Genomic DNA, 20329 nt, shown 5'->3' on the forward strand with positions numbered 1-20329 from the left:
CACCTTCCACGAGCCGCCATGGCGGATCAGCGCGTCGCCGCCGGCAGCTTGTACGTTGCGAACCCAGTTCGCGTTCCTGCCGAGCATCGATACGGCATACCAAACGTTGTCGACGTCAGCCAGCACGATCGGAAACCTGATCGGCCGACCGCTCGAACGTCCTTCGAGTTCGAGTTCGAGTTCGACGTCGCGTGACCGCGCGAGCCGACCTCCCGAGCTGTACTGGCTCGACCAGTACCGGTTGAGCAGCTTCGCGATGGTATGCGGCTTGTCCCCGCGGTAGATCCACCGCTTGATGGACCCCAGCCAGGCAAGTGCCGTTGCAGTACCAGGCGCGTTCTCGAACCGAGGTTCGGCGGTCCGGCAGGTATTCTAGGCGTCCGTCGACCCCCCTATCGGAGGAGCCGAAGTCTGTGGATGCCGCTTATTTCATCGTGCCGTTCGTCGGCGGTCTTGCTGCCATGCTGGTGCGACTGCCGCCACTGGTCGGCTTTCTTGCGGCCGGATTCGTGCTCAACGCAATGGGTTACGAGAAGACGGACGCACTGCAGACGATCTCCGACTTGGGTGTCACGCTGCTGCTCTTCACCATCGGCCTGAAACTAAATGTGCGGACGCTGTTTCGGCGCGAGGTGTGGGGTTCGGCGACATCGAATGTGATCGCGTCCACCCTTGCCCTGATCGGGTTCCTCAGCCTGATGAAACTTGCCGGGATCGCACTCCTCGCCGATGCGGGCTGGACGACCATGGCGGTGCTTGCCTTTGCCTTCTCGTTCTCCAGCACGGTCTTTGCTGTCAAGGCGCTGGAGGAACGCAGTGAGATGCGCTCGCTCTACGGCCGCACGACAATCGGTGTGCTCGTCATGCAGGACATCTTCGCCGTCGTCTTCATCACCGCGTCTTCCGGACATTGGCCGAGCCCATGGGCATTCGCGCTCGTTCTGCTCATCCCGGCCGCCCCCTTGATGCGTGCGCTGCTGCCACGTATCGGACACGGCGAAATGCAGATCCTCTACGGGGTCGTGCTCGCGCTGGTTGTCGGTTACACACTCTTCGAGCAGGTTGGACTCAAGGGCGACCTCGGTGCCCTGATCATCGGCATGCTGCTCGCGTCGCACCCGTCGGCAGGCGGTCTGTCCAAATCTCTGTTCGAGATGAAAGAGCTGTTCCTCGTCGGCTTCTTCGTCACCATCGGACTCGAAGCGCTGCCGACGTGGAGTTCTTTCGGGATCGCCGCCCTGCTGTTGCTCGCCCTGCCGCTCAAAGGCCTGTTTTTCATGATCGCTTTCGACGGTCTCCGGCTGCGGCACAGAACGGCGCTTCTCACGACCTTCAGTCTCACCAACTACTCCGAATTCGGACTCATCGTCGCCGCACTCGCCGCGACGCACGGCTGGCTGACCGACGACTGGTTGGTCGTCGTATCGCTCGCGGTAGCAATGAGTTTCATCATCGCAGCGCTGTTGAACACCTTCAGCCCGCAGCTGTACGAGAAGGCGGTGAAGGTGTTGCCGCCGCAGGATCCGAGCAAGCTGCACGACGGTGACAAACCGATCGAGCTTGGCGATGCGCGCGCTGTGGTCGTCGGAATGGGCAGAGTCGGCCACGGTGCTTACGACAGGTTGGTCGAGCAATACGGCGTGACAGTGCTCGGCGTCGAATCGGACGAGGACAAGGTCCGAAATTTCCGCGACACCGGCTACAACGTCGTCGAGGCCGACGCGACCGACCCCGACTTCTGGGACAAGCTGCTGCTCACCGACACCGTCGAAGTCGTCATGCTTGCCATGCCGGACCACTCGGGAAACATCTTCGCGATGGAACAGCTGCACCATCGGGAGTTCCTCGGCAAGATCGCCGCAATCGTCAAGTACTCCGAGGAGATGGTGACGCTGCGCGAGGCAGGCGTCGACGCCGTGTTCCATATCTACGACGAAGCAGGCGTCGAATTCGCGGACAAGGCCGCGGAATCGATCGGGCTCGGCATACCACCCGTGAGTGGTCCGACGGCCTGACTGTCACAGGGCCGCCGGACAACCGGTCAGGTCAGGCGTCGGCCGTCCGACGTTGCGAAGAAGTGAATGTGGCTCGGATCGGTGTACAGGTTCACTCGGGCACCCTTCGCGGGCGGGTTGCGCCAGTCCGCGCGGGACGTGATCTGCACTCCGGTGGTGTCTACGGCTGTGCTCTGCGAGTCTGCGGGTGCGATCGCGCGACCGTAAACGTATGCGTCGGAACCGAGTTCCTCGACGACGTCGACCTCCATCTCGATGCCGATCGTCCCGATATCGAAATGTTCGGGCCGGATTCCGACGACGACCGACTTGTCGAGCGAGGTCTCGATGACCTCACGTGACACGGGAATCTGCCAGCCGCCGATCGTGACGTTGCCGTTTTCTATGGGCAGCGTGAACAGGTTCATGCCCGGTGAGCCCATAAATCCTGCGACGAACACGTTGACCGGCCTGGCATAGAGCTCGCGCGGTGTCGCACACTGTTGCAGCACACCGTCTTTCAGCACAGCCACACGGTCGCCCATCGTCATCGCCTCGACCTGATCGTGGGTGACGTAGACGGTAGTCGTGCCGAGTCGGCGTTGCAGTTGCGCGATCTGGGTTCGGGTCTGGACGCGCAGTTTGGCGTCGAGATTGCTGAGCGGTTCGTCCATCAGGAACACCTGCGGTTGTCGGACGATCGCCCGGCCCATGGCGACGCGCTGCCGCTGACCACCCGAAAGCGCCTTCGGTTTGCGGTCGAGGTAGTCCTCGAGATCGAGCAGTTTCGCAGCCTCGAGCACGCGGGTCTTGACGTCGGCCTTGCTCACCTTCGCGAGTTTGAGTGCGAAGCCCATGTTCTCGGCAACCGTCATATGCGGATACAGCGCGTAGTTCTGGAAGACCATCGCAATGTCGCGTTCTTTGGGCTCCTTGTTGGTGACGTCCTTGTCGCCGATGAAGATTCGGCCCGCATCCACCTCTTCGAGTCCGGCGAGCATGCGTAGCGACGTCGATTTGCCGCAGCCCGACGGACCGACGAGAACGAGGAACTCGCCGTCCTCGATCTGCAGCTCGAGCTGGTCGACAGCGGGATCGGACGAGCCGGCGTAGAGCCGGGTCGCTCGATCGAACGTCACAGAAGCCATGACAAATAAATCCCTTCACCGGCAGGAACGTGCCGGACGATCCAAGTAAAGGAGGTGCGGCGCGGTTTGCGACGCAGAAGGGAGTATGGCCGATGACGTGGGCTTCTGCGGGACGAGGGTGGCGGCGGTAGGCTCGGCGCGGAATTCGAGTGAGCATTCTTCGTCGCTGAGGAGCACTTTTATGTCGCGTCCCGTCCGTATCGGAGTCCAGCTACAGCCCCAGCACGCGCCCGACTACGGTCTGATCCGCGACGCGGTTCTGCGGGCCGAGGACGCCGGTGTCGACATCGTCTTCAACTGGGACCATTTCTATCCGCTGTCGGGAGACCCGGATGGCGAGCATTTCGAATGTTGGACGATGCTCGGTGCGTTCGCCGAGCAGACCGAACGGGTCGAGATCGGTGCCTTGGTGACCGGCGGTGGTTACCGCAATCCTGATCTGCTCGCTGACATGGCCCGCACGGTCGATCACATCAGCGGCGGCAGGCTGATTCTCGGGCTCGGTGCAGGCTGGTTCGCGAAGGACTACGAGCAGTACGGCTACGACTTCGGGACGGCGGGGAGTCGGCTCGCGCTGCTCAAGGACTACCTTGCACGCATCTCAGCCCGACTCGGTGCGCTCAATCCGCAACCCACACGCCAGATTCCGATCCTGATCGGCGGCGGTGGCGAACGAAAGACGTTGCGGTTGGTCGCCGAGTATGCCCAGATTTGGCACAGCTTCTCGAATTTGGATGTGCTGGAACATAAATCGGCTGTGCTCGCCGAGCACTGCGCGACGGTGGGGACCGACCCGGCCCAGATCGAACGTTCCGTCGCATGGCCAGGTGCAGACAAGGCGCAGGCCTTCGTCGATGGCGGCGTATCACTGTTCACGGTCGGGACCAGCGGTCCGAAGTACAAACTGGACGGGGTTGTCGAAGCCATTCAATGGCGCGACGAGCGGTCACCGGAAGCTGTGCTCGGGCTTGCCTGAAGACGGTTCGATGGTGCGGTCGATACTGCGATGCGCACCCGTGTACCCGGATTCGACAGCACGTGAACCCAGCACGAACACGTAGGTAAGGAAAAGGGCTTCGGCAAATACGCCGATTCCGACGCGGACCGGCGTGCTGAGGCTGCTCGGCGTGACGAAGGCTTCGATCGTGCCCGCAAACAGGAACACGACGACGAGGCCGAGTGCCATCGCCCCGACCGCTTGCCCCTGGCGCGCGAGCGCCTGCACACGGCTCTGCCTGCCGGGGTCGATCAGCGTCCAGCCGAGTTGCAGGCCTGCGCCGCCTGCGACGAATATCGCTGTCAGCTCGAGAATGCCGTGCGGCGCAATGAATCCGAAGAAGGCGTCGAGGCGTCCAGCGTCCGCCATCAGACCGCCGCTGACACCGATGTTCACGGCGTTCATCACCAGCACGTACACCGCAGGCACGATCAGTACGCCCATGAAGAGGGCGATAGCGGCAACCCACGCGTTGTTCGTCCAGACCTGAGCGGCGAAAGATGCTGCGGGATTCTCCGAGTAGTAGGTCTCGAATTCGCCGCCCGGAGCTGTGACGCGCTCGATCTCCTCGGCAGAACCGATGGTCGCCTGCACATTCGGGTCGTTTGCCACCCACACGCCGGTCACGGTCGAGACAAGCAGGAACGCCCCGGCGACGCTTACCCACCATGGCCATGATCGGTACAGGACCGCAGGAAAGCGGTAGGCGAAGAACACGACGATTTCTTCACCGATGCCGGTCCGCGCACCGACTGCTTTGGCCCGTGCGCGCGCGACGAGGTCGGTGAGTTGAGCGAGCACGATCGGCTCGGGGGCCACAACCTGCAGGTGCGCAAGGTCGGCCGACGCCAGCTGATAGAGCGTGACCAGCTCGTCGGCCTCGGCGCCCGTGAGTCGACGCCGACCAACGAGGTGATCGAGGCGTCGCCAGCCGGGCGTGCGCTTGTGAACGAATACGTCGAACTCCACGTGGCTTCCCCCTGCTCCGGCGTGTGGATCGCCTACTCGCGTAGCCGGTGGCTGTCGCGATCGAAATGTTACGCTGCGAACCGCCGCAACCTGGGGGACGACGAACGTGACAACAGCATCGGTGACCGGAGGCGACACCACTTTCGTCACCGGCGAAGCAGTGGCTCTCGACTTGCCGATCGCTCGTGTGCCGACACGGTGCCTCGCCTTTCTCATCGATCTGATGTTGCAGCTGGTGACCCTTTTCGGGCTTCTGACCTTTGTGGGGATCGCGGCATACCGCGCTGACGAGGCGTTGCTCGCCGCGTTGGTCATCGTGTCGACCGTCGCCGTCCTGGTCGGCTATCCGGTGGCGTGGGAGACGCTGACAAGAGGCAGGTCGCCGGGCAAGTTCGCGCTCGGCCTGCGGGTGGTCCGTGCGGACGGTGGACCCGCCGAGTTTCGTCATGCGCTCACCCGTGGCCTGTGCGGAGCCATCGTCGATTTCTGGATGCTTGGTTTCTTCGGCCTCGTCGCGGTGGTGTCGTCGACCTGTTCAGCCCGTGGGCGTCGGGTCGGTGACCTGCTGGCGGGAACCGTCGTAATCCGCTCGGAGGCGGCCTATTTCGCGCCTTCGCTGTTGCAGCCACCGCCGCGTATGGTGATGTGGGCCGCCCAGCTCGACATCGACGCGGTACCCGACGAGCTTGCGCTACTGTTCAGGGACTACCTCAAACGCTACGGACAGTTCGCGCCGCCGGTCGCTTTCGACGTGGGATTACAGCTGACGCAACGTGTGTGCGCCTGCATGCGAGTCGAGGTGCCTGCACCGATTCCGCCGTTCGAGGTTCTCGCGGCTGTGCTCGCCGAACGACAACGTCGGGCACTCTCGAGGCCGATCCGACCGCTACCGACCTGACCGCTACATCGTCCCGACGCGTTTGAGCTCGAGGTACTCGTCGGCAAGTGTGGCCGGTAGTCGTTCTGGTTCGGCAGCAACAACTTTGACGCCGATTCGGCGAAGTGTCTCACCGACGAGATCGCGACGGGCAATTGCACGTTCGGCAGCGGCTGCGCTGTACAGAGCAGCGGCGTCGTCGCGTCGACCGGCCAATGCGGTGACCTCCGGATCGCCGACCGACACCATCAGGACGTGGTGCCGATGCGCGAGCGTGCGCACAGCGGGCAGCAGATCAGCTGCAGGATAGCCACTTTCGATGCTCGTGCACCAGACGACCAAGCTGCGTCGCTTGGTGCGCAGCAGCGCAGCTTCGACGAGGCCGCGGCAATCGGTCTCGTCGAGCCTCGGCGTCAGCGGTGCCATTGCGTCCATCAGCCTGTGCTGCAGACGTTTCCCCGTGATGCCGAGCACCTCTGCACGCACTGCACGGTCGTAGGCGAGTAGATCCACGGTATCGCCAGCACGGGACGCGAGTCCGCCGAGCAGCAGCGCCGCTTCCATACACGTGTCCAGGCGGGTGCCGTCGATCGTTCGGCCAGCGCTCGCCCGTCCGGTGTCGAGGATGAGCAGAACGTGGCGATTGCGTTCCGGCCGCCAGGTGCGGACGACCACGTCGCGGGCACGTGCGGTCGCGCGCCAATCGATGGACCGGACATCGTCGCCGATCGCGTACTCGCGGTAGGAGTCGAACTCCGTACCCTGGCCGCGTACCGTCGCGATGTTCCGCCCTTCGAGATGCTGCAATTGCCGCACGCGGGAGGGCAATTGGCGCTCGCTCCGAAAGGCAGGGAGCGCGCGGATCGTTGTATCGATCGTGTGGCGAATCTGGCGACCACCGAGGCCCAGTGGACCGATCACCCGCAGTGTCACCGCGCTGCCGAGGCGATCGCCACGTCGGACAGGCTCGGCCTCGTTGTCGAGGCGGGTTTCCTGGCCCGGTGCAAGATCGATCGGATGCGAGCGGTGCAGGACCCCGGCGCTGGATTGCCAGTCGTCCCATAGGGTTCCGCGTACCCGGCCCGCACTCCCATTGGCGATCGTGAGCGGTACCTCGACGCGTCGGCCGAGCCTGACCGTTGCGAACGTCGGTCGGGTGATCGTCACCGCGCGGCAGTTGCCCGCAACGCTCAGGTCGATTCCGACCGCGCCGAGCAGCAGGACCGTCATCACGGCAACGCCAAGCCACGACGGCGCCAGAACGGCCACGACGATACTGCCGAGCGCCGCAACCAACGCGGCCCGGCCCGTGACGACGAGTTGGGTGCGCACTACACCGGGACCGGTACCGACAGCAGCAACGAATTCAGCACGGCTTCCGCTGTTGCGCCGTCGAGCTCGGCTTCGGGACGCAGGAACAGGCGATGCCGAAGTACCGGTACAGCAACGGCTTTCACATCGTCGGGGGTGACGTAGCCGCGGCCGTTCAACCAGGCATAGGCCCGGGCCGCCTTGAGCAAAGCCGTGGCGCCACGAGGTGATGCACCGTGTTGGACAGCGGGTGAGGATCGCGATGCCCGCACCACGTCGACGATGTACGCCAGCACCGCCGGCGTGAGCGTGACCATCGAAACCGCCTGGCGCGCAGCCTGTATGTGAGCGACGCCGGCAACCGGTGAGACACCGGCACCTTCCAGATCCCGCGGATCGAAACCAGCGGCGTGGCGTTCCAAGATTCGGAATTCATCGTCACGACTTGGTAGTTCGACGTCGACCTTGAACAGAAAGCGATCGAGCTGCGCCTCCGGTAAGGGATACGTGCCCTCGTGTTCGATCGGGTTCTGCGTCGCGATCACCACGAACGGATTCGGTAGCGGCCGCGCCTGGCCGTCGACCGACACCTGCCGTTCCTCCATGGCTTCGAGTAGTGCCGCCTGAGTTTTGGGTGGCGTCCGGTTGATTTCGTCGGCGAGCAGCAGGCTCGTGAATACGGGACCCTCACGAAAGGTGAAGTCGCCGGTGCGAGGGTCGTAGATCTGCGAGCCCGTCACATCACCCGGCATGAGGTCGGGAGTGAACTGGACCCGGGCGTAGTCCACGTCGAGTGCGCGCGACATAGACCGCACCAGAAGCGTTTTCGCCACGCCTGGCACACCCTCGAGGAGGACGTGGCCCTCGCAGAGCAGCGCGAGCACGAGGTACATGACGGCGTTGTGATTGCCGACGACCGCCTTGCCGATCTCGTCGCGAACCGCGCCGAGAGCCGCGCCGGCAGCATCGGGAGTTACTGTTGTCTCGCTTGTCATCTCGCTCGAATCTCTCCCTCGATCGCGTCCAACTCGGCAGCGATAATGGTCAGTGTCTCGTCGTCTTCGACTGGGCCGTACAACATGGCGCCTATGCGATCGGGTGGAGCTCCGGTGTGTTCGGCGAGTGTTCGTACGATCCGGTCGTGCGGAGAGTTCGGCGCAAGCCCGAGGCGTGGCAGCACGCGTCGCAACATCGAACCGCGCAGCACGCCGGCGACGTGCTCGCTGTCGCCGGACCTGCGGTACAGCCGCGCGTGAGCCTCGGTCAGCTCGTTCGCACTCACTTCGACGGGCCGTTCGGCGGGAACGAGCGCGCCCCGTCGACGCGCGCGCCACAGTGCCAACAGCACGGCAGCGACGAACAGTTGAACTCCGCCGAACACCACCTCGGGTGGGAGGCGATCGAACAGGGTATCGGGCTCCTCCGCATCGTCGTTTCCGGAGCCGCCGTCGTATCCGTCGTCCGACTGGGACTGGGGCGGCGGTGACGCGTCGGGTACAGAACACGAGCGAGGCGCAAACAGCAGCAGCACCAACAGGATTGCCGTGACCGCGACGACGATCCACAGCTTGGACGAGGCCAGAAATCCTGGCGTCCGGAGGGAACGACGTTGGCGACGTCGGCGCCGGCGGCGTGCTGTGCGGGCGGTCTCGTCGGGCCCGGTCTGTTCGTCGGGTGCGGGTGGCGGAGCTGTCGGTGAGAATCGGTCGACGTGTGCAAGCAGCGCGTAGTCGTCCGGCGTCGCGACCCGGCCACCGTAGACGACCTCGTCGTAAACGACTGCCGAGGAGGTGAAACCGTCCGCGTCGGCGGGCAGTTGGTCCGATGCGGCGGCGGCGGTCTCGTCTGCAGTGCGCGATCGTCGCGTTTCGAGGACACCACCCTGCTCCAGCCCGCGAATCACCGCGCGGAATCTCTCCTGCACCGCGGCCGAGTAATCCTGTTGAGCAGCAGCGTGTTCGGATCTGTCGCGATGTGCGGCGGCGGGTCCGAGCGGCTCGGCAACGGGTGCGTTGTGCGGCTCGTGCTCGGTCACCGCTTGGCACCTATCGTCAGCGATGTTCTACCGAGCACGGCGTAGATGTCCGCACCCTCACGGGTACACCGGCGATCGAAATACGAGACCGTCCTGGTCGCCGACTCGACGACGATCGACACACCGGCGATCAGCAGGAACCCGAGGACGGTCAGCAGCAACGCAACCCAGTCCGGACCCCCGACAGCGTCGATGACGAAGAGCGGCAGGCTGGCGATCGGCAGGACGAGCAGAATGACGATGCTGTACATCGTGATCCAGAGTCCGAGCATCCTTGCTATTGCATTCGTGGTCAGAGCTGCCGACCGTTGGATCGCCCTCGAGGTGGTGATGTTCTCTTCGATCACCGCGGGCGCAGCGACGAAATTGCGTGCACCGAAGTAGACGAGTGCGAGCACGGCGAAACCGAGACAGACGAGCACCGATACGCCGATTCCGACGGAGTCGTCGGCGATCAACACGATTGCGCTCAGTACTCCCACTGCGATGACAATCTGACTGCGCTGCAGTCCGGAAATTCGGACCAGTGCCGACGACGTCGATCGTGACCGGACGGCTCGCCACGTGACGGGCGCTTGTGTGCAGGTCAGGGCGGAGACGGTCGTCGTGAACGTCGCCAGGAAAACGCGCGCGAGCCATGCGACGAAGAGGGTTACGCCCGCGACCGTCCACTCCACGGCCGACCCGATCTCGCCGGTTGCGGCCGCCGCGACGACAGCTGCGATCGAAACGATCGAGGCACCGATCGCGACGGCAATCCCCGTCAGCGCGGCCAGAAGCGCAAGATTGGCCTGAATCACCGCGAAGGGATAGTCGATGGCCTCGCGGAACCCAAGCGGTCTTGTCGGCACGACGCCTCGCCCCCGCAGCATCGCATCAGTGTAAGTGCGAACCTGGCCGACGACGCCTCGAGGCGACTACCCGATCGGTAGCCGCCTCAAGTCGGTGCTGTTGTGGTGTTACGCCACCCGGCTCGCGGCCGCCGCGTTGTCGGAGAGGGTCTGCGTGCGGATGTCGGGGGTGACGCAGATGGTGTCGCCGTCGAAGGCTTCACGCCAGACGTAGCCGTCGATGCAGGTGTCGGCACCGTAGGCCAGGTCGTCGGCCGCGCGGTTCGCTTCGGGTGCGGTGTTCTGATCCAGGATCGTGGCCCGGAAATCGGGCGTGACGCAGATGGTGTCGCCGTCGAAACCTTCACGCCAGACGTAGCCGGATTCGCAGGTGTCGGGTCCGAACGCGCCGCCACCGGAAGCACGGTGTGCGGTCGGGTCCGCGTTCTGGCCGAGCACCGCCGTGCGAATCTCGGGGGTGACGCAGATGAGGTCGCTGGCTTGCGTCTCGCGCCAGACGTAGCCCGAGTCGCAGGTCGCCGGGCCGTATTCGCTCAGTACACGGTTCGCGAGCGGCGTGGCGTTCTGGACCCGAACCTGCTCGCGGATGTCGGGAGTGACACAGACGAGGTCGCTCTCGTTGGCCTCACGCCACACGTATCCGGACTTACAGGTGTTGGGTCCGAAGTCGTGCGCCGATGCGACGGCTGCGGTGCCGGCAAGACCGAGTGCGGAGATGGCCGCGATTCCAGTGGCGGCGGCGGCGACGGTCGTGCGGACGATTGCCTTGCGGAGTCGGATGTTGGTGGTCATCGAAGTTCCTTTCGGTCGAGTTGAGCGGGTGTTGGATTGTTTTGGTGTTGAAAGAAGTTTGGCTGGGCGGCGACCCGCAAAGCAGTCCCCAGAGGGGTGATCAATGCCCACCCCCTGAGGCGCAGTAGTGCTGACGTATTCCCCTGGAATCCAGGGGATCGCAACCGGAGTACCGAGGTCGCACACGGCTAGGCTGATCAGAATGGTCCGGAAATTCACGGTGAAGGCCCGCGCATTTGTGCTGGTGCTGCTGTCTGCGGTGCTCGTGCTCGGTTTGGCGGCCTGCGGTAGCGACAATGGTTCGAGTTCGGGGACAAGCGATCTGTGCTCCCCTCCCGGCGTCGGCAGTTCCTCCGCAGCACCGACGAATCTCGATGCTTCGGCACAAACGGGCGAGGATCGATACACCACAGCGAATACGACGCCCGTCGATCAGATCGACGTCACGAAGCTGGGTCTGATCACGCCGGGCAAGATCAGCGTCGGCACACTGTCGGATGCGCCGCCGAGCATCTGTGTCGACTCCACGGGGACGTTCACCGGATACGACAACGAACTGTTGAAGGCCGTTGCCGCGAAACTTGGCCTGGACGTGGAGTTTTCGGGAACGGAATTCGCAGGTCTGTTGTCGCAGGTGGCAACTCGACGCTTCGATGTCGGATCGTCGTCGATCACCACAACCGACGAGCGTCGCAACACGGTCGGCTTCACCAACGGCTACGACTTCGGCTACTTCTCCCTCGTCGCACCGACAGACAGTTCCGTGAAGGGATTCGCAGATCTCAACGCGGGCACCCGAATCGGCGTCGTTCAGGGAACAGTTCAAGACGATTACGTGGTCAACACGTTGAAGCTCGATCCCGTGAAGTTCCCGGACTACAACACGGCATACGCGAACCTGAAGACCGGCCAGATCGACGCCTGGGTAGCGCCGTCACAGCAAGCCGAAGGCGCAATCAAAGACGGCGATCCGACCGCAATCGTCCAGAACACGTTCAGCCTCAACAACTTCGTCGGTTGGGCTGTCGCCAAAGACAATCCTGCCCTGGCCGATGCGTTGAACTCGGGCCTCGACGCGGTGATCGCGGACGGTACCTGGGCAAAGCTGTACGCCGATTGGGTGCCACGGGAGCTGCCGGAAGGCTGGAAGCCCGGCAGCAAGGCGACGACGATTCCCGACCTGCCGGACTTCGCGGCACTCGCCGCCGAGAATGCAGGCACGGGCGATGCAGCAGCGCCGAGCTCGCCGAAAGGCACGTTCGAGCAGCTCGGCGACACGTTCTTCGATTGGGAGTTGTACCGCCAAGCGATACCCGACCTGTTCACGACGGGCCTGCCGAACACACTGATCCTCGCTCTGATCTCGGGCATCGTCGGATCGGTCCTCGGCATGGTGCTTGCGGTGGCAGGCATTTCGCGCACACGGTGGTTACGCTGGCCGGCTCGGATCTACACCGACATCTTCCGTGGTTTGCCCGCGGTTGTGATCATCCTGATCATCGGCCTCGGCATCGGTCCGGTGGTCAAGGGCATCACCGGAAACAATCCGTACTGGCTCGGCGCGGCGGCGCTCTCGTTGCTGGCTGCCGCCTACATCGGCGAGATCTTCCGCTCCGGCATACAGAGTGTCGAACCGGGCCAGTTGGAAGCAGCGCGAGCAATCGGATTCAGCTACAACCAAGCGATGACGCTCGTCGTCATACCGCAGGGTGTGCGCCGGGTTCTCCCTGCGTTGATGAACCAGTTCATCTCGCTGATCAAGGACTCGTCGCTGATCTACTTCCTCGGACTCCTTGCGTCGCAGCGTGAATTGTTCGCAGTCGGGCGAGACCTCAACGCGCAGACCGGCAATCTTTCGCCGCTCGTCGCCGCCGGACTGTTCTACCTTGCGCTCACGATCCCACTCACACATCTCGTGAACTACATCGACAAGCGCTTGCGGACCGGCAAGGCAGACAAATCAGGGACGCTCGATCCGCTCGAGCAGGCCATCGTCGTGGAGAGAGGTTAGCCGATGAGCACGGTATCTACAGCGCCGACGACCGCGCCGGTTTCGTTGACAGGCAGCAACATTCATTTGGCGTTCGGCACGAACAAGGTGCTGCGCGGGGTCGACGTACACGTCGATGCAGGCAAGACGACGACGGTGATCGGCCCGTCCGGGTCGGGCAAGTCGACGTTGCTGCGCGCGCTGAACCGGCTGCACGAACCCGATCAGGGCGACATCCTGATCGACGGTCGTTCGGTGTTGAAGGACAACCCCGACAAGCTCAGGCAGCGCATCGGGATGGTGTTTCAGCACTTCAACCTGTTCCCTCACAAGACGGTCGCCGACAACGTCGCACTCGGACCGCAGAAGCTGCTCGGACTGTCCAAAGAGGCAGCACGGGCGACTGCACTCGAGCAGCTCGAGTCGGTCGGGCTGTCGGCAAAGGCGGACTCACGTCCTGGCAACCTTTCGGGTGGTCAGCAGCAACGGGTCGCGATAGCCAGGGCTCTGGCGATGAAGCCGGAGATCATGTTCTTCGACGAGGCGACCTCGGCGCTGGATCCCGAGTTGGTCAAAGGCGTGTTGGCGCTGATGGCGGACCTCGCCTCGACGGGTATGTCGATGATCGTCGTAACCCACGAGATGGGGTTCGCGCGGTCGGTGTCCGACACGGTTGTCTTCATGGACCACGGCACCGTCATCGAAACGGGTCCACCTGCTGCGCTGTTCGACAACGCCGAGACGGATCGTCTGCAGCAATTTCTGGCTCAGGTGCTCTGAGCTTTTCGAAGTCTGGCAGGTTCTGGAGCATCAGGATGCGCGAGTTCGGGTCGGTGTGGGTCCAGTCAAGCGCACGCTGACCCGAATGCATGCACGCTGATGTCCCATCTGAGCGAGCTTTGTGCACACCGTCAGCCGGGCGGGGTAGGAATGTGCCCAGCCCCGATGCAAGCGCCCTGTCCGTTGTGCACCGGCCGAACCGCTGAACTTAGGGTCGCCTCGTTATTGCATCGTTCACCCGCACGTTGGTTTGTCCTCTTTTGTGGTTTATATGTTCCAGCGAGTTGACCAACCGACTCGGGGAGTTCTGCAAGTGAGTCTCATACCTTTGGCGTTGTTCGTTAAGCACGACGGACAGTCGTCCCGCGCGGGCGTGACGTGTAAGTACAAGTGCGGTAACGCGTGTTCGCACGAGGTACCGAACAACTCCGACGGTGCGTACTTCGGAGACATCGTTCGTTCCGCGATGTCGCGTCGTGGTGTGCTCAAAGGTGGCGCCGCGGCGGTCCTCGCTGTGGGTGCGGGAAGCGTGCTCGCTGCGTGTGGTGACGACGGCTCGTCGAGTGGCGGTGGAACAAGCACGGGGGCGCAGGCAGGGGGATCGCCGTCCGGCACTCAGTTCACAGCCGTAGCTCCGAACAAGGAAGACGCCGTGGTAATCCCGGACGGCTACGAGCAGGCCGTCGTAATTCGTTGGGGCGAGCCACTGTTCGCCGATGCGCCCGCCTTCGACTTCGATCGTCAGACGCCGCAGGCGCAGGAGCGGCAGTTCGGTTTCAACAACGACTTCGCGGGCCTTCTGCCGATCGAAGGTCAGCCGAATACGTTCTTGCTGGTCTGCAACCACGAATACACAACCGAGCCGTTTATGTTCAAGGGCTACGACGCAGAGAATCCCACGCTCGAGCAGTTCCAGGTTGCGGTCACCGCGCACGGCTTGTCGGTCGTGCAGGTGCAGGGTGAGTCCGGAAGTGGCAAGCTCACACCGGCTTTCGGGCAGTACAACCGGCGCATCTCGGCCAACAGCGAGTTCGTCGTCACCGGTCCCGCGGCCGGGAGCGATCTGTTGAAGACCGCTGCGGACCCAACCGGAACCAAGGTCATAGGCACACTCAACAACTGCTCGGGTGGTGTGACGCCATGGGGCACAGTGCTTTCGGGTGAAGAGAACTTCAACCAGTACTTCGGCAACTACGACAAGGTCGGCGACCAGACCGCCAAGGACCGCTTGAAGCGGTACGGATTCGTCGACGGCGCGTCGGAGCGCAAGTGGGAGCGCTTCGATCGTCGGTTCGATCTCGAGCAAGAACCCAACGAGGCCAACAGGTTCGGCTACGTCGTCGAGGTCGACCCGTGGGATCCGGCGTCGACTCCCATCAAGCACACCGCGCTCGGACGCTTCAAGCACGAAGCCGCCACCATCCATATCACCGGCGACGGAACGGTTGTCGCGTACAGCGGCGACGACGAGAAGTTCGACTACATGTACAAGTTCGTCTCGTCGAAGAAGATGCAACCCGGTACCGGGCAGGCAAGCATGCGACACAACATGACGCTGCTCGACGCCGGAACGCTGTACGTCGCGCGCTTGACCGGTAACGAGCCGAGCAAGATAGACGGGTCCGGAACTGTGCCGTCCGACAACGGATTCAGCGGCACGGGGGAATGGCTGCCGATCCTGAAGACCAACGAGGACGGTAAGGGCGAGTCGTTCGTCGACGGCATGAGCGCCGAAGAGGTCGCGGTCTTCACGCGGCTCGCGGGCGACAAGGTCGGGGCCACCAAGATGGACCGCCCCGAGGACATCCAGCCGAATCCCAAGACCGGCAAGGTGTACGTCGCGCTGACGAACAACGACAAGCGTGGCACCGAGGGCAAAGCGCCTGCAGACGAGGCGAACCCGCGAAACACGAACAAAAACGGGCAGGTACTCGAGATCACCGACGAGCACGCAGGCACGAAGTTCACGTGGACGCTGCTACTCGTCTGCGGCGACCCGCAAGCGGCCGACACCTACTTCAGCGGTTTCGACAAGACCAAGGTGAGCCCGATCTCGTGCCCGGACAACCTTGCCTTCGACGACTACGGCAACCTGTGGATCTCGACCGACGGCAACGCGTTGAAGTCGAACGACGGCCTGTTCTCCGTCGTCCTCGAAGGTCCGAACCGTGGCGAAACCAAACAGTTCCTTTCGGTTCCGAAGGGTGCCGAGACCTGCGGGCCGATCATCTCCGATGCCCGCGTCACGGTCTGCGTCCAGCATCCCGGCGAAGAAGACGATGCCAGCGCCGACAACCCAGCCTCGCACTGGCCGGACGGTGGCGACAGCCAGCCACGACCGTCCGTCGTCGCAGTCTGGAAATCGGGTGGCGGGCGAATCGGGGTCTAGGGGCTAGTCGAGTTCCCTGCGAAACTCGGCCGGGCTTCCTGCGTACACCGAATTCGGTTTGCAATCACGCGTGACCAGCGAGTTCGCACCGACGATGGTGCCTGATCCGATCGTCACACCCGGCATGATCGCCGCACCAGATCCGATCCAGGCACCGTCGCCGATCATGACGCTCTCCGATTTGAGCGTCGACGCCCGCTGCGCAGCGCTGCCGATCTCGTGGCTGCTGGTGAGGACCCGGACATGGTCGGCGAGAAAGACGCTGTTTCCGATGGTGATATCGGCGACCGTGTCGAAGTAGCAGCCGTAGTTGACGAAGCAACCCGACCCGAGGCGCAGGGTCCCGAGGCCCTGCACCACAACTCCGCGATGCACAAGCGACGGAGTGCCTGCGACGACCCCTGCGTGCCTCAGCACTCGCATTCTCGAACGGCTGTTCAAGATCGGAAGATTGGCCAGTGCTACGAACACCGATTGTCTGCGATAAGTAACCCCCATAAAAACACCATAGGCCTGTGACATTCCTGGCGCCGGCCGGGCTTCACGCGTGAGCTTCCCTCCTCGCTCACTCGCTGCGCTCACTCGCTCGTCAGTCCAGCCCACGCGGCCCGGCCGGCGCTACCCCAACCAGTCGAGGACCGAAGCCGCCGTCCACGACTGCTGCATACTCCCCAACGGCTCGCCGGTGAAGGGTTCGTAGTACTCCGCGAAGCTGCCGTCACTGGCCTGGCGTAAACCCTCTGCACGCAGGCCGAGCGAACGTTCCGCCCAACCCCGACGCGCGAAAGCCCAGGAGAACAGCCAACTCATCACCGGCCACACCGGACCCCGCCAGTACTCGCGGGGCCGGAAGTACTTGGAGACCGGTGACGTCGACGGCGGCAGTGCGTAGCGGAGGTCGGGGTGACCACAGAATCGCGGACCCTCGAAGATTCTCAGCAGATTGCGCTCTTGGGCGCGAGGAAGCCCGCCGCACAACAGCGGTGCGAACATTGCGAGCGTTTCCGTACTGATCCAGCGGCCGAGTCGAACGTCGAAGTCGCGTGCCGCGCCAGAACGTTCGTCGGTCGTCGCGACGACGCCTTTGCGGAAGTGGTCGGCCCAATAGTGCAGCTCACGGACATCGGAGTTGGGTTGCGAATACTCCTCACCGATGTGAGCGAGGACGTCGCACGCCAATGCGAAGATCGCGCTGACGAACACGTCCTCCACTGCGAAGCTCATGGTTGCTGCGAGTTGCGTGTCGTCGTAACGGGATTGACGCATTTCTTCGAGCAGCCACAGGTACCGGTCATATTCCACGTTGCTTGGTCGCTGCGACGAATCGGTGACGATCGCGGTGTCTTCGCGCTGGTACGGGGGCAGCTCGCCAGGGATGACGTTGCTGTAGGCGCGATCCCAGCGTGGCGAGTTGTCCATGCCGGATTCCCACCCGTGGTACAGCGTGATTCGACCGCGTTCGTCCTGGTCACGAGCATGGGCGAGCCAGCGGTGCCAGCGCACGAGGTCGGGCCAGCGGCGGTTCAGGAACTCTTCTGCGACCGACCGGGTGGTGCGTCCGTGCTTGCGGGAATGGTCGAGGATTCGTTGTAGTGCGATCGCGTGGACCGGCGGTTGCGTGATGCCCGACGTATCCGGACCCAGTGGTGCGAACGCGGCGAGTTCTCTGCACTCCCAGCGCGCGGGCCCGGGAAAGTAGCCGTCGACACCGTTTGCGAACACGATGTGCGGAATCATGCCGTTCTTCCACTGTGCAGACAGCAGGGTGTCGAGTTCGACGACCGCGCGCTCGACGCTCAGCGGCGCTAGACCGACCGCGACGAAGGCCGCATCCCAGCTCCACATGTGTGGATACAGGCGCGGGGCGGCGCTGGTCATCGTGCCCAGGTCGTTGCCGCGGAGCAGGTATGCAGCGCGGGCAGCCAGCTGTGTCGGGGTGAATCCACGGTCGGCCATGGTCATATTGTGGGGCTAACCTCGGATGTATGCGACCGACAGCATTGATCACCGGTGCCAGCCGCGGACTCGGCGCCGCCATCGCGCGCGAACTCGCACCGACCCACGACCTGTTTGTCGGAGCCCGAACGCCGGACGCGCTGACCGCTCTGATCGACGAAATTCCCGACGCTCGTGCCTGGCCAGCCGATCTCACCGACTACGACGCCGTTGCCGAAGCCGCCAGTGCCATAACGAAACTCGACGTTCTCGTGCACAATGCCGGTGTCGCCGATCTCGGCACGATCGCAGAATCGAGCGTCGAGCAGTGGCGGCACACGTTGGAAGGCAACGTCATTGCCGTCGCCGAACTCACCCGACTGCTCCTTCCTGTGCTGCGTGCATCGAAAGGCCATGTGGTACTCATCAATTCGGGTGCCGGTCTGCGCGCGAACGCGGGCTGGGCCTCGTATGCGGCGAGCAAGTTCGCGCTGCGGGCATTCGGCGACGCGCTTCGACTCGAAGAACCCGACCTTCGCGTCACATCCATCCACCCGGGCCGGATCGACACCGACATGCAGCGGGAAATCATCGGTCACGAAGGTCGCGAATACAACGCCGACGAATTTCTGACCGCGCAGACCGTTGCCCGGACTGTTGCCAACGCGATCGCGACACCGCGCGACGCCCATCCGACCGAAATCGTGTTGCGACCGATCAAACGCTGAGGTCGGAGCGGACGTGCAGGCCCGCCGATACGGGCGCGGTGAGCAGTCCGTTCGCCATGTCGAGCAACTCCGCAACAGCGTTGGGATCATCCGCGGCGATGCGACCGGCCTCGACCGCTCGCTCGTGGTCCGCAAGCAAGGAGAACAGAACGGTCGGCAACGACCGAAGCCGCCGCTCGCGTAACCGCGCAGGCAGCGGGGCCAGGGCTTTGTCGAGACCACGCATGATCGTCAGGATCGACGACCTGCGCTCGTCGCCGAGGTTGGTGGCGTCGCTGACTGCGCGGTTCGCGCGGACCTGTTCGTGGAACCGTGCGTAGTGGGTTGCGCCGAAGCGTGGGCCGAGTTCGAACATCGGCAGCGTGAGGACTTCGAGCAAGCCGTGGACGGGGTTGACCGCTTCGGCGGACGAAACGGTGCTGCCGAAATACTCGGCTAACAGGGCCCGACGTCGCGGTTCGAGCATTTCTATGCGGTAATCCACGACCGCACGGATCAGGCCGTCGCGGGTGTCGAAGTGGTACTGCACCGCCGAGTTGTTGCGTTGCTCGGCTGCGATTGCGATGTCGCGCAGCGATACCGACGGGCCCTTCTCCGCCATCAGACGCTCGGCGGCGAGGATCAGCCGTTCCCGTGCGGAGATCGTCATCGCATGATGTTACCCCATTGACAGTTAAGACAGCGGTCTTAATAATCCTTCTCGAAGGGCATCGGCGCATTGGAGGAGCGGCACGTGATACTCGACAACTTTTCGCTCGACGGCAAGGTTGGCGTTGTGTCCGGCGCGGGTCGCGGTATCGGCGCTGCTGCCGCTCTCGCCCTCGCCGAAGCGGGTGCCGACGTTGCCATCGCGTCGCGGACCGAATCGCAGTTGGTCGAGGTTGCCGACCGGATCCGCGAGCTCGGCCGACGGGTCGTCGTCGTGCCTGCCGACCTGTCGGATCTGGACGCTGTCCGCGGCTTCTGCGCCACTGCCGCCGAAGAATTGGGACGTGTCGATATCGTCGTCAACAATGTCGGCGGGACGATGCCGAACACATTTCTCACAACCTCGACCGACTTTCTCGAAGAGGCCTTTCATTTCAATGTGTCGACGGCCCACGCGCTGACTCAGGCTGCCGTGCCACATCTGCTTGCCAGCGGAGGCGGTGCGGTGATCAACATTTCGTCGGTGATGGGTCGTGTGTCCGGCCGCGGTTTTCTTGCCTACGGAACCGCCAAAGCTGCACTCGCGCACTGGACCCGGCTTGCCGCGACCGACCTGTCGCCGCGAATCAGAGTGAACGCGATCGCAGTCGGCTCGGTACTGACCTCGGCGCTGGACATTGTCGCGAGCAATCCGGCGATCAAGGAAAAAATGGAAGCGGCCACACCGCTCGGTCGCCTCGGTGAGCCGTGGGAGATCGGGGCGGCCATCGTCTATCTCGGCTCGCGAGCCGGTAGCTACATCACGGGCAAAGTGCTCGAGATCGACGGCGGAATCGAAGCGCCGAACCTCGAACTCGGCCTACCTGACCTGTAAACCCCGTAACC

At 63.6% G+C, this 20329-nt stretch carries 19 protein-coding genes; 9 read left to right on the forward strand and 10 right to left on the reverse strand.

What is annotated here, in order from left to right; all coding sequences use genetic code 11:
• Nucleotides 1–18: 18 nt before the first annotated feature.
• Both JGU71_RS29780 and JGU71_RS10000 read left to right on the forward strand, forming a co-directional pair.
• Nucleotides 19–195: a hypothetical protein gene (locus tag JGU71_RS29780; RefSeq protein WP_233529005.1), complete on the forward strand. Its 177-nt coding sequence runs from the start codon at nt 19–21 to the stop codon at nt 193–195.
• Nucleotides 196–413: 218 nt separating this feature from the next.
• Nucleotides 414–2015: a cation:proton antiporter domain-containing protein gene (locus JGU71_RS10000; protein WP_199703939.1), complete on the forward strand. Its 1602-nt coding sequence runs from the start codon at nt 414–416 to the stop codon at nt 2013–2015.
• 26 nt (nt 2016–2041) lie between these two features.
• On the opposite strand, the gene JGU71_RS10005 is transcribed toward JGU71_RS10000, so the two are convergent.
• Nucleotides 2042–3142 (reverse strand): ABC transporter ATP-binding protein, encoded by a 1101-nt coding sequence (locus tag JGU71_RS10005; RefSeq protein WP_199703940.1) that lies wholly within the window; start codon nt 3140–3142, stop codon nt 2042–2044.
• A 181-nt stretch (nt 3143–3323) separates the two neighbouring features.
• On the opposite strand from JGU71_RS10005, the gene JGU71_RS10010 reads away from it, so the two are divergent.
• A complete protein-coding gene (locus JGU71_RS10010; RefSeq protein ID WP_199703941.1) occupies nt 3324–4118 on the forward strand; it encodes an LLM class F420-dependent oxidoreductase in 795 nt (264 codons plus the stop codon).
• Here the strand turns inward: JGU71_RS10010 and JGU71_RS10015 are convergent.
• Nucleotides 4089–5108 carry a stage II sporulation protein M gene (locus JGU71_RS10015; protein WP_307829576.1) on the reverse strand — a complete coding sequence of 340 codons (1020 nt, stop codon included), beginning with the start codon at nt 5106–5108 and terminating at the stop codon, nt 4089–4091. The two genes, JGU71_RS10010 and JGU71_RS10015, sit on opposite strands and share 30 nt — an antisense overlap.
• A 106-nt stretch (nt 5109–5214) precedes the next feature.
• On the opposite strand from JGU71_RS10015, the gene JGU71_RS10020 reads away from it, so the two are divergent.
• Entirely contained in the window at nt 5215–6006 is a 792-nt protein-coding gene (locus JGU71_RS10020) for an RDD family protein (RefSeq protein WP_307829577.1), read from the forward strand.
• A gap of 3 nt (nt 6007–6009) precedes the next feature.
• Here the strand turns inward: JGU71_RS10020 and JGU71_RS10025 are convergent, their stop codons facing one another.
• The 5 genes from JGU71_RS10025 to JGU71_RS10045 all read right to left on the reverse strand — a co-directional run bounded on the left by JGU71_RS10025 (nt 6010) and on the right by JGU71_RS10045 (nt 10974).
• Entirely contained in the window at nt 6010–7317 is a 1308-nt protein-coding gene (locus tag JGU71_RS10025) for a DUF58 domain-containing protein (protein WP_307829578.1), read from the reverse strand.
• The gene (locus JGU71_RS10030; protein ID WP_199703944.1) at nt 7317–8291 is read right to left on the reverse strand and encodes an AAA family ATPase; all 975 of its coding nucleotides are present in this window, start codon (nt 8289–8291) and stop codon (nt 7317–7319) included. Before JGU71_RS10030 ends, JGU71_RS10025 begins: the two co-directional genes overlap by 1 nt.
• Nucleotides 8288–9331 (reverse strand): DUF4129 domain-containing protein, encoded by a 1044-nt coding sequence (locus JGU71_RS10035; RefSeq protein WP_199703945.1) that lies wholly within the window; start codon nt 9329–9331, stop codon nt 8288–8290. Before JGU71_RS10035 ends, JGU71_RS10030 begins: the two co-directional genes overlap by 4 nt.
• Nucleotides 9328–10203, reverse strand: coding sequence for a hypothetical protein (locus JGU71_RS10040; protein WP_199703946.1), 876 nt, complete (start codon nt 10201–10203; stop codon nt 9328–9330). Before JGU71_RS10040 ends, JGU71_RS10035 begins: the two co-directional genes overlap by 4 nt.
• Nucleotides 10204–10290: 87 nt before the next feature.
• Entirely contained in the window at nt 10291–10974 is a 684-nt protein-coding gene (locus JGU71_RS10045) for a hypothetical protein (protein ID WP_199703947.1), read from the reverse strand.
• Nucleotides 10975–11176: 202 nt separating this feature from the next.
• Here JGU71_RS10045 and JGU71_RS10050 point away from each other — a divergent pair, with 202 nt between their 5' ends.
• From JGU71_RS10050 to JGU71_RS10060, 3 genes are all read left to right on the forward strand, one after another.
• Nucleotides 11177–12985: an ABC transporter substrate-binding protein/permease gene (locus JGU71_RS10050; protein WP_199703948.1), complete on the forward strand. Its 1809-nt coding sequence runs from the start codon at nt 11177–11179 to the stop codon at nt 12983–12985.
• A gap of 3 nt (nt 12986–12988) precedes the next feature.
• Nucleotides 12989–13744 carry an amino acid ABC transporter ATP-binding protein gene (locus tag JGU71_RS10055; RefSeq protein ID WP_199703949.1) on the forward strand — a complete coding sequence of 252 codons (756 nt, stop codon included), beginning with the start codon at nt 12989–12991 and terminating at the stop codon, nt 13742–13744.
• A gap of 313 nt (nt 13745–14057) precedes the next feature.
• Entirely contained in the window at nt 14058–16133 is a 2076-nt protein-coding gene (locus JGU71_RS10060; protein ID WP_199703950.1) for a PhoX family protein, read from the forward strand.
• 3 nt (nt 16134–16136) lie between these two features.
• On the opposite strand, the gene JGU71_RS10065 is transcribed toward JGU71_RS10060, so the two are convergent.
• Both JGU71_RS10065 and ggh read right to left on the reverse strand, forming a co-directional pair.
• A complete protein-coding gene (locus tag JGU71_RS10065; protein ID WP_199703951.1) occupies nt 16137–16631 on the reverse strand; it encodes an acyltransferase in 495 nt (164 codons plus the stop codon).
• 120 nt (nt 16632–16751) lie between these two features.
• The gene (ggh, locus tag JGU71_RS10070; RefSeq protein WP_199703952.1) at nt 16752–18089 is read right to left on the reverse strand and encodes a glucosylglycerate hydrolase; all 1338 of its coding nucleotides are present in this window, start codon (nt 18087–18089) and stop codon (nt 16752–16754) included.
• A gap of 29 nt (nt 18090–18118) precedes the next feature.
• Between ggh and JGU71_RS10075 the strand changes: the two genes are divergently transcribed.
• Nucleotides 18119–18796, forward strand: a complete 678-nt coding sequence (locus JGU71_RS10075; RefSeq protein WP_199703953.1) for an SDR family oxidoreductase — start codon at nt 18119–18121, stop codon at nt 18794–18796.
• On the opposite strand, the gene JGU71_RS10080 is transcribed toward JGU71_RS10075, so the two are convergent.
• The gene (locus JGU71_RS10080; RefSeq protein ID WP_199703954.1) at nt 18786–19445 is read right to left on the reverse strand and encodes a TetR family transcriptional regulator; all 660 of its coding nucleotides are present in this window, start codon (nt 19443–19445) and stop codon (nt 18786–18788) included. The two genes, JGU71_RS10075 and JGU71_RS10080, sit on opposite strands and share 11 nt — an antisense overlap.
• Nucleotides 19446–19529: 84 nt before the next feature.
• Here JGU71_RS10080 and JGU71_RS10085 point away from each other — a divergent pair, with 84 nt between their 5' ends.
• Nucleotides 19530–20318, forward strand: a complete 789-nt coding sequence (locus JGU71_RS10085; protein WP_199703955.1) for an SDR family oxidoreductase — start codon at nt 19530–19532, stop codon at nt 20316–20318.
• Nucleotides 20319–20329 lie beyond the last annotated feature (11 nt).

Origin of the sequence: Antrihabitans stalagmiti, from assembly GCF_016482825.1 — a bacterium.
Taxonomy (GTDB): Bacteria; Actinomycetota; Actinomycetes; order Mycobacteriales; family Mycobacteriaceae; genus Antrihabitans; species Antrihabitans stalagmiti.